This is a genomic window from uncultured Campylobacter sp. (genome assembly GCF_938031315.1).
Classification (GTDB): Bacteria; Campylobacterota; Campylobacteria; order Campylobacterales; family Campylobacteraceae; genus Campylobacter_B.
Genome location: NZ_CALHHT010000418.1, coordinates 1 through 1,387 on the forward strand (window position 1 = coordinate 1; position 1,387 = coordinate 1,387).

The 1,387-nt window shown below is 36.0% G+C and carries 1 protein-coding gene; it reads left to right on the plus strand.

Translation table 11 applies throughout. The annotated features are described in order from the left end of the window. Window positions 1-745 precede the first annotated feature (745 nt). Window positions 746-1,387: TonB-dependent receptor plug domain-containing protein (locus Q0236_RS10445; RefSeq protein ID WP_297917561.1), on the plus strand; the 642-nt coding region annotated here is incomplete at its 3' end.

Consider the following 1,387-nt stretch of genomic DNA (forward strand, 5'->3'; position numbering starts at 1 on the left):
CGACTATGATATCGGTCGAAATTTTTGGCTCGAAGGCGGATTGAGATGGTAACTTTAATCTTTTTAATGACGCAGGAGGCTATCCGTTTTCATTGAATTCGGCGGCATTTTATTCGCCTTAAAATGACGTCTTACTGCTCCTGCTGCTGAAGAAAGCATCACATACATATATTTTTGCCAAGTCGATGCAAAATTTTACCTTGTAAAATTTTGCACTCATTTTAAATTTAGCTAAAGTTGTAACTATAAAAAGAACAGGCGATACCTTATATTCGCCTCATCTGTCACTTAATCATTTACCACATGTTGTCGATCATTGCCCGAATACGGCGGAGCGGTTATATTCAGTAAAAGAAGCGACGACACTTTTATGCCGCAAAAATCGATACGAGTAAGCGCCGAAATTTAACCAAGCGCGAGAATTCACAATTTTTAGCTCTATTAAAACGATATTGAAAAAAGAAGCTAAAGCCTCAAGCTCAATGATACGCACATCCGATTAAGTATAAATACTTTAAACTTTTTAGAATAAAGACTGTTAAGAGAGAATTTAAAAAATTTTATAATATGCATTGTTCGGTTGGTAAAATATTAAAATATATTTGATAATATTTTATAATATATCGTTAGAAAATTTACAAATATCGCGTTCATAAAATTCGTATTGCGCTAAGCGCGGTAAATATCCGTATAGGGGGCAAGAATATGAAAAAAAATCAACGCTGTTTGTTTTGTAGCAGCATTTGTGTTTTTGAACGTTTCCTTTGCAGAAGACGTTTATCTGGGCCAGATCGACGTAGTTTTGGAACAAAATAAAACTAACTCTTATGCAAGCGAATATAGTTCGTCAAATACACTTTCGCGAGAGAAGCTAGACTCAACTCCTTCTAAAGATCGCACTATCGCCGAAGCACTTAAAGTAAATCCGAGTGTTGCTTTTAATAAAAAAGACAGTAGAAGCATTGATAGCGGCGAAATTTCACCGAAAGATTTCAGCATAAACGGAGCTAGTTATTATCAAAATAACTTCCTAATAGATAGAGCAAATTTTAATTACGATTTGGATCCAGCGGGAGCTAAAAAACCTACGCGCGGTATTTGGTGGGCACCGACTCTAGGATCTCAAGCTATAAATTTGGATACGGATCTGCTAAAAAGTATAGAAGTAATAGACAGTAGTGTTTCCGCGAAATACGGTAGTTTTCAAGGAGGTGTAGTAAATGCAAAAACGAGAGATCCGCAAAAAGATTTCCACGGTATTGTGAGCACGGGTTATACGAGCAAAAATTGGAGTAAAATATTTATCGATCCGTCGATAAAACAAAACTATACGGAAAATAGCTCGATGATGTGGCTAGATAGAAGCGATTTCACAAAAAAAACGCTA